Annotated in this window: 12 protein-coding genes and 2 tRNA genes; 8 read left to right on the top strand and 6 right to left on the bottom strand. The window is 69.3% G+C overall.

Features of this window, described 5'->3' with window-relative positions; all coding sequences use genetic code 11:
* Positions 1 to 44: 44 nt before the first annotated feature.
* On the bottom strand, positions 45 to 500 hold the full coding sequence (locus ABD308_RS22360) for a DUF8189 domain-containing protein (RefSeq protein WP_344337939.1): 456 nt from the start codon (positions 498 to 500) through the stop codon (positions 45 to 47).
* 425 nt (positions 501 to 925) lie between these two features.
* Here ABD308_RS22360 and ABD308_RS22365 point away from each other — a divergent pair, with 425 nt between their 5' ends.
* The 4 genes from ABD308_RS22365 to ABD308_RS22380 all read left to right on the top strand — a co-directional run bounded on the left by ABD308_RS22365 (position 926) and on the right by ABD308_RS22380 (position 3,815).
* Positions 926 to 1,561: a hypothetical protein gene (locus ABD308_RS22365; protein ID WP_344337941.1), complete on the top strand. Its 636-nt coding sequence runs from the start codon at positions 926 to 928 to the stop codon at positions 1,559 to 1,561.
* A 48-nt stretch (positions 1,562 to 1,609) separates the two neighbouring features.
* A complete protein-coding gene (locus tag ABD308_RS22370; protein WP_344337943.1) occupies positions 1,610 to 2,212 on the top strand; it encodes an RICIN domain-containing protein in 603 nt (200 codons plus the stop codon).
* Between the two features lie 331 nt (positions 2,213 to 2,543).
* Positions 2,544 to 3,281 (top strand): dienelactone hydrolase family protein, encoded by a 738-nt coding sequence (locus tag ABD308_RS22375; RefSeq protein ID WP_344337944.1) that lies wholly within the window; start codon positions 2,544 to 2,546, stop codon positions 3,279 to 3,281.
* Between the two features lie 156 nt (positions 3,282 to 3,437).
* A complete protein-coding gene (locus ABD308_RS22380) occupies positions 3,438 to 3,815 on the top strand; it encodes a nuclear transport factor 2 family protein (RefSeq protein WP_344337946.1) in 378 nt (125 codons plus the stop codon).
* A gap of 70 nt (positions 3,816 to 3,885) precedes the next feature.
* On the opposite strand, the gene ABD308_RS22385 is transcribed toward ABD308_RS22380, so the two are convergent.
* The 4 genes from ABD308_RS22385 to ABD308_RS22400 form a co-directional block, all read right to left on the bottom strand.
* Positions 3,886 to 4,077 carry a DUF397 domain-containing protein gene (locus ABD308_RS22385; protein ID WP_344337948.1) on the bottom strand — a complete coding sequence of 64 codons (192 nt, stop codon included), beginning with the start codon at positions 4,075 to 4,077 and terminating at the stop codon, positions 3,886 to 3,888.
* Positions 4,078 to 4,091: 14 nt separating this feature from the next.
* Positions 4,092 to 4,298, bottom strand: a complete 207-nt coding sequence (locus ABD308_RS22390; RefSeq protein WP_344337950.1) for a DUF397 domain-containing protein — start codon at positions 4,296 to 4,298, stop codon at positions 4,092 to 4,094.
* 78 nt (positions 4,299 to 4,376) lie between these two features.
* Positions 4,377 to 4,583 (bottom strand): DUF397 domain-containing protein, encoded by a 207-nt coding sequence (locus ABD308_RS22395; RefSeq protein WP_344337951.1) that lies wholly within the window; start codon positions 4,581 to 4,583, stop codon positions 4,377 to 4,379.
* Positions 4,580 to 5,410, bottom strand: a complete 831-nt coding sequence (locus tag ABD308_RS22400; protein WP_344337953.1) for a helix-turn-helix domain-containing protein — start codon at positions 5,408 to 5,410, stop codon at positions 4,580 to 4,582. The genes ABD308_RS22395 and ABD308_RS22400 overlap by 4 nt, the downstream gene beginning before the upstream one ends.
* Before the next feature lie 127 nt (positions 5,411 to 5,537).
* Here ABD308_RS22400 and ABD308_RS22405 point away from each other — a divergent pair, with 127 nt between their 5' ends.
* The 4 genes from ABD308_RS22405 (at position 5,538) to ABD308_RS22420 (ending at position 6,750) form a co-directional block, all read left to right on the top strand.
* Positions 5,538 to 5,774, top strand: a complete 237-nt coding sequence (locus tag ABD308_RS22405) for a hypothetical protein (RefSeq protein WP_344337955.1) — start codon at positions 5,538 to 5,540, stop codon at positions 5,772 to 5,774.
* 187 nt (positions 5,775 to 5,961) lie between these two features.
* Complete coding sequence (locus ABD308_RS22410) at positions 5,962 to 6,450, top strand: NUDIX domain-containing protein (protein WP_344337957.1); 489 nt, start codon at positions 5,962 to 5,964, stop codon at positions 6,448 to 6,450.
* Between the two features lie 123 nt (positions 6,451 to 6,573).
* Positions 6,574 to 6,646, top strand: a tRNA-OTHER gene (locus ABD308_RS22415).
* A gap of 31 nt (positions 6,647 to 6,677) precedes the next feature.
* Positions 6,678 to 6,750 (top strand) — tRNA-Trp (locus ABD308_RS22420).
* Between the two features lie 27 nt (positions 6,751 to 6,777).
* Here the strand turns inward: ABD308_RS22420 and ABD308_RS22425 are convergent.
* Positions 6,778 to 7,095: a hypothetical protein gene (locus ABD308_RS22425; protein WP_344337959.1), complete on the bottom strand. Its 318-nt coding sequence runs from the start codon at positions 7,093 to 7,095 to the stop codon at positions 6,778 to 6,780.
* Positions 7,096 to 7,164 lie beyond the last annotated feature (69 nt).

Genomic DNA, 7,164 nt, shown 5'->3' on the forward strand with positions numbered 1-7,164 from the left:
ATCCGGTCGGGGCCCGCAGGACCTGCTGCCCGTAGGTCCTGGTATCAGCAGAGGTGCCAGGGGCCCCAGCTGTCGGTCTTGGTGCGGCACCAGAACTGGTAGTCGCCGGTCCACGCGCCGACGCTGGACGGGTTGGGCCAGGCCACCCCGTACCGGAGGTCGAGCCCGCTGCCGCCGAGGCTCGTCCAGGAGCCCCAGGAGCCTCCGGCCGTGGTCTGCTCCACGGTCCAGACGGCGTGGTCGGTACCGAGCCCGGTGACCTCCTTGCGGCCGTCCGCCCAGGTCACGATGGTGGTCTGGCTGCCGCAGAGGAGCACGCGGGAGGGCGCGCCGTAGGCGAACGTCGTGGTGCAGCCGCTGACGTTGTCGTAGTAGCCCGGAGCGGCTCCCAGCTCCAGGTCCACGTAGCCGGCGGTTGTGGCGTTCGCGGGCGCGGCGAGGCCGAACAGTGCGCCGACGACAGCGAAGAGGAGCGCGATCAGACGTGCCTTCGTCTTCAAGGTTCCACCTGTCCCAATCATTCCGGGGAATCTCCGCCGGGAAGTTGGGAGTGTGTCAGAGGTTCTTCACCGCCCCGTACCCCCAGGGAGGTAATTAGCCCCTGGGACGAACCGACCTCGCGAAAGACAGCGAGTCCGACCGAAAGTCCGGTCGGGGACCACATTGTGACGCATCGTCATGTGATGTCCAGCTCGCCCGCCTGGAGGCCGGCGACGACAGTTCCCACAGTCGTCCCGCAGTCACACGCGTGGCATCGGACCACCCGTCATCCGCCTGCCCCACCAGCGCTTCGCGCCGGAACGACCCCCAGATGGCTGGGATGGCGGCCGCCCTCCTCCCGGGGCGAGGATGCCAGTGCCGTGAATATGACATGCACGATTCATGGCCCGCGCCCCCCGCATCCACCCACCGGAGGAGCACCCTCATGGCTTCACGCAACCGACGTGCCGCCCTCACCTCAGGTATCGCCGCGCTGTTCGCGGTGACCGGTCTCGGGCTCGGCGCCGCGCCCGCCCAGGCCGACCCGCCGTCGAACCCCGTCTGCAACCCGGACCGGGACTACCTCTGGGAGGACATCGTCTCGGCGCGCGTCGAGCCGACCGTCACCTACTTCGTGACGGTCGCGGTCGCCCCCGGGACCACCGGCCAGTACACCAGGACGCTGACCGAGACCGAGACCGTGACCACGTCGGTCAACGGCAACACCGAGGTGACCGCCGAGTTCAAGGCGCTCTTCGCCAAGGTCAGCGTCAAGGTCGGCTTCTCGGTGACCGACACCAAGTCGACCACCTGGAGCGCCACCGCCAGCGACACCTGGAACTTCAACGACCCCGGCTACTACGGCATGTACCGCGGCACCCGCAAGGTGACCGGCGAATGGGTCCGGTACATCTGCGCCCGCTCCGGCCCGGGCATCGGCTACTGGGTCAAATCCACCCCCGGCGGTCCTGGCACCTTCACCACCTTCGAAACCACCGAATACGGCACCGTCTCCTGCGCCTCCCCCGAGCCGGCCGGCACCGTGCGGGCGGCCGCCCGGCTGCGACTCCTCACCTGCTGATCGTCCGCCCGTACGCCGCCAGCCCTCGACCGTGAAAGCGAGTTGACCATGACCGCTCCGCACCGATTCCGCAACGGGGTACGACGCCGCGTGACCGCGCTCGGCACCGCCTTCGCCGCCGTCGCCCTCCTGTTCACCGCCGTCCCGGCGGCCGTGGCGGCTCCGGCCCCGGCCCCGGCCACCCTCAACACCACCTGGGGCGACTTCAACTGCGACGGCGGCCTCTACCGCATCAAGGCCCCGACCCCCACCGACCTGTTCCTGACCGTCGCGCTGTCACCCGGGAACCACGGCTCGGTCATCCAGTACTTCTGGGGCAACGAGGCCAACCAGAAGTGGATCTACTGCCACAGGTCCGAACCCGACGGCACCGAGACGGTGGTCTTCCAGGACAGCTGGCGGCACTGGTGCCTCGCCGTCGACCGCGACGCCACGTTCTCCGGGGCCTGGATCCTCACCACCGGCTGCTTCAGCGACCACATTCCCACCGAGCAGCAGTTCGTGAAGTCGAACGTGCCCGGCACCCCGCTGTTCACCCTCCAGGGGCAGCACTCCCGCAAGTGGGTGGCGGCCTCCGGCACCTACGGCAACAACGGCAACCAGATCACCCAGGGCGACTACCCGGACCTGTTCACGCTCCAGGCCGTCTGACGGCGAGCCGCCGGTCGGCTACCCGCCGGCGGTCGCGCTGAGCCGTCCGGCCCCTGAGCCACGAGCGCCGGACAGTGAACGTCGGGCCCCTGCCGATTCGGCGGGGGCCCGACGTGATGAGAGAACCTCATGCGGTGCCGGGGCGGGGCCTTGCGACAAAATGGATTGGCGGGCCACGGCCGGGGCTGCTAGCGTGCCGGAGGCCGTGCGAGAGAACAAGGAGGTGGTACCCGTGAACGCAGTATCGACATGGGTGCTCTCCTCCAGGGTCACGGTCAGGCGATAGGTCGTCCGGGAGCGCCGTTCCAGAGCTCTCCCGAAAGGCACGACCATGCAGTTCACTTCCGAGCAGCGCCTCGATGACGGCGTCCTCGAACGCGAATTCACCCTCGACGGGATTCCCGGCGTCCTGTGGACCCCCGGATCCGGCTCCGCTCCCGCGCCACTGATCCTGATCGGCCTTCCTCCGCTCGGGCTGCGCAAGGTGTACGCCCGGGTGGCGGCGCGGGCCCGGTACTACGCGGCGGAGCACGGCTTCGCCGCAGCCACCATCGAACTCCCCGGCAGCGGCGAGCGGCCCCGGTGGGAGGCCGCCGAGCAGGCGCGCGCCGACCTGCGCCGGGTGATGGCGGCGGGCGAGCCGGTCACCGACGAGATCGTCGACGCACTCGTCCTCCCGCTCGTCGAGCGGGCGGTGCCGGAATGCCAGGCCGCCCTGGACGCCCTGCTGTCGCTGCCGGGCATCGGCGGCCCGGTGGGATATGAGGGCGGCGTGATCTCCATCGGCGTCCGGCTGGCGGCGGTCGAGCCGCGCATCGCGGCCGCCGGCCTCTTCGCCGGGAGCTTCGTGCCCGCCGCGATCGTGGAGGAGGCCCGCCGGGTCACTGTCCCGTTGCAGGTCCTGTTGCAGTGGGACGACGAGGCGAACGACCGGCAGGCGGCGCTGAACCTGTTCGACGCCTTCGGATCCGCGGAGAAGACGCTCCACGCCAACATGGGTGGGCACACCGGCGTCCCGCGGTTCGAGCTTGAAGCCGGGGCCCGGTTCTTCGCCCGGCATTTGAGGTGAGGCCGCGCCGTCGCGACGGCGCGGGAGGGTAGGTGCGGGAGGGTAGGCGCGGGGCCCCTGCCGGCGCGGCAGGGGCCCCGTGCCCGGGATCGTCCCCCGTGACAGGAAGGCGGTTCGCGGGAGGAGCGAACACGCGACGGCTGGTATTACTGGGGTATGCAGGAAGAGACGGCATGCTCCGCGATCGACACGTTCATCTCCGCCTTCAATGCCGCGGACGACAGCTACGTGACCGCCCTGCTCGCCCAGGCCCTGACCTCGGACGTGGTCTTCTGGGGGCCGTTGGGTCGCAGCGAGGGGATCGCGGCGGTCGAGCGGTTCGTGTTGGACATCCGGCACCACCCGGCGGGGACCGGCACGATGGCGCGCTGCTCGGCGGTGGACATGCCTGACGAGTGGGCCCGGTACCGATGGGTGTTCACCATGCCGGACGGAGGCCTCCGTCTGTCGGGCACGGACGTGGTCCACTTGCGGCGGAACCTCATCGACCAGGTCATTGTCTTCGCCGGGGAGATCGAGCTGTCCGAACCCTGAGCCACGGGCGCGGGACGGTGAACGTGGGGCCCCTGCCGACTCGGCAGGGGCCCCACGAGGTGAGAGCACGTCAGGTCGCGTCGAACTCCTCCGCCTGGATGGCGGCGAGGAAGGAGCGCCAAGCGGAGGCGGGGAAGAGGAGGGTGGGGCCGTCGGGGTCCTTGGAGTCACGGACGGGGACAGTGCCCGGGAAGCTCGCGGAGACCTCGACACAGTTGCCGCCGTTGTTGGAGTACGACGACTTGATCCAGGTGGGGCTCATCAGACTGGCTCCCTTCAGAGGATGTCGAACTCGCCCGCCTGGATGGCCGCGACGAAGGAGCGCCAAGCGGGGGCGGGGAAGAGGAGGGTGGGGCCGTCGGGGTCCTTGGAGTCACGGACGGGGACGGCGGCGGGGTGGATAGTCGCGACTTCGACGCACTGGCCGCCGTTGTTGCTGTAGGAGCTCTTGCGCCAGGCGGAGATTGAGGCGTTCGGCTTCATAACGAAACGGTAGCGCGACACCCTCAAACAGCGAGCCCCGACCGGGAAACCGGCCGGGGCCCGCGTGGTGAGCATGTATCAGACGGTGCCGAACTCGCCCGCCTGGACGCCGACGACGAAGGAGCGCCAGGCGGAGGCCGGGAAGGCGAGGGTCGGGCCCTCGGGATCCTTGGAGTCACGGACGGGGACAGTGCCCGGGAAGCTTGCCGAGACCTCCACGCACTCACCGCCGTTGTCGGAGTACGACGACTTGAACCAGGACGCGTTCAACAACTCGGGGTTCATGGAGTTAGCTCCCTTCGAGCCTTGTGGATCAGTGCCAGGGATGCCGCCTTGGGCAGGGCTTCCACCACCAGCTGATCGTACTCCCTCTCCCATGCCGAGACGATTTCACGCCTTCGTTCAAGGTAGCCACGAGCATACGATTCGGCGTAGCCGACGACCGAGCCATCCGGCAGGTCCAGCAAGGTCACCGGCATCTTGAACGGCAGATTCTCCCCCAGGGAGAACGGCGCCACCTGGATAGTGACATTGGGTCGAGCCGCCAGCTCCACGATGCGGTCGAGCTGCTTGAGCATGACGGCCCTGCCGCCGATCGTGCGCACCAGGCAGTCCTCGTCCAGAACTGCGTGGATCAGTGGCGGCTTCCTCCGATCGAGCATCCGCTGACGGGCGAGCACGAATTCGACTCGCTGCTCGGCCTCGGACTGGTTGATCGCGCCTCGGTCGACGGCCGCTTGCGCCAGTGCCTCTGCGTACTCCTGGACCTGGAACAGTCCATTGACGATCGCCAATGCGAATCCACGGAGCCGACGACACTTCGCCTCACCGTCAGCGAACTCCGGGAAGCCCTCCAGCAGGCTGGCCTTCGTGTGCCGGCGCCACAGTTCATAGAACGTGCCTCCGGTTTCAAACACTTGGTCGGCTTTAACAGCGAAGTTCATTGTTGGAGGACGCTTCGCTCGTTCGACGTACGAGACCAGGGTGTTGGAGTACCCCATGCGCTTCGCCAGGCCGACCTGCGACCACCCCCTCGCCCGTCGCAGCCTGGCAAGTTCCTGACCGAAGCGAACCGCAGGGGATGACATGGCGTCAACTTCGAGCACGTCCATGAACGCTGGCACCTTTCACGCGCCCAATTGGTCAACGTTCAGACCCTGGCCATCGTAAACCGAGGGGGGGGCAGTATGGCTACACCCCGTGAGAGATCCGGGACCCTGCGCAATCAATGGAGCCCCCATGCCCCTCTACACCCCCACCGTCGGCGAGGTCGTCCGGGACCTCGGACACCGGGACTTCACCGGCAAGCCCATCGAAGGCGTCTACATGGACACCCTCACCGGACTCGTCTACCTCCGACCCCTCGCCGGCGGCTGTGAGTGGACCACCCGACCCGAGTGCGTCCAGGCCCTCCCCACCCCCCGCTTCATCACCGTCCAGCACCCCAGCCGGCCCCGCGTCGCCGACGTGGCGTGAAGCTGCTCGGCGCCGTCCTCGGCGTCCCCACCGTCTCCACTTTCGCCGCCACGCTCGTCTGCTGGCCCATCCGCAACGGGCCGATCGGGCCGCGACTGCTCATCTTCGGGCTGATCCTCTCCGCCGGAATCTGCGCCGGACTGCCCGCCTGTTTCACCTGGCTCTCGCCGAACAGGAGCACCCCCTCATGCTGCACAACCTCCCTTCGATCCTCACCACCCCGCCCCGCCGACGCCTCGGCCACCAGGCCCTCATCCTCAACCGCGACGGCGCCCTCCTCCTGATCGGAACCGCCTACAAGTCCGGCCTGATGCTCCCCGGCGGCAGCGCCGAGGCCAACGAACTCCCCCACCTCGCCGCCCGCCGCCACACCGAAACCGAAACCGGCCTCGTCCTCCCCCTGCGCCACATCCTCGCCACCGACTACGTCTCCGCCCACCACCTCCCCGAAGGCGTCAACTTCGTCTACTGGGGCGGGCGGTTGACCAGCGCCCAGGAAACCACCGTCGCCCGCCACCGACCCCCCGCCACCATCACCGCCGTCCACTGGCTCCACCCCCACCAACTCCAAGACGCCATGGACCCCGAACAGCACCGCCGCACCACCCACGCCCTCACCGCCCTCACCCGCGGCATCCACCTCCCCTTCCTCCTCCGCGGAACCCCCGCCGAATAGCCGAAGACCCGGTCCCCGGCCCTCCGCGCTCCTCCGCGGTGAGCCGGGGGCGCGGGAAAACCGGTGGACCCCCGGCGGGGCGTGCTCCAGGATGAACGTCAACGGCCGCGAGCGGCGGCCGGACCGGATGTAGCTCAGATGGATAGAGAGCACTTCCCTCGTGGAGAGGTCGCAGGTTCGAGCCCTGCCGTCCGGACGAGGTGCCCGTGCCAGGAATCACGGGATTCGCAGGCGTAGCTCAGCTGGAAGAGCAGCGGCCTCCAAAGCCGCGTGCCGGGGGTTCGAGTCCCTCCGCCTGTGCCGGAACGGCCGGTCGCGCCGCGGGCCCTACTGCGTGGCGTCGCAGGTCTGACAGCGGCTCACCGCAGCGCGCTTCGTGTTACCCCCGGTGGCCCGGAGCGGGCTGGAGTCCGAGAGCCGGCGCCACGCGCCCGGCACGGGGTCGAGCACCCAGCCGTAGACGGGCGGTTCCACGTCGGCCGGGACGATGTGCGTGCAGCCGGGCAGGTGGGCCTTCCCGCTCTCGTGCACGATGATCGCGGACGGCGGCCAGCCGTCCCACTCCGCGCCGGGGACAGCCCGGCGCGGACGCACAGGCGGGGCGCAGTCCGCGCAGTTGCTCAACTCGTGGCGGCAGTAGTCCATCCGGTCCTCACCCTGTACGGCTCGCGGGCCCGCAGTCTACGGGTGACGCCGGCCTCCGGGACCCGCTCC

It is taken from the genome of Kitasatospora putterlickiae, from assembly GCF_039527695.1.
Taxonomy (GTDB): domain Bacteria; phylum Actinomycetota; class Actinomycetes; order Streptomycetales; family Streptomycetaceae; genus Kitasatospora; species Kitasatospora putterlickiae.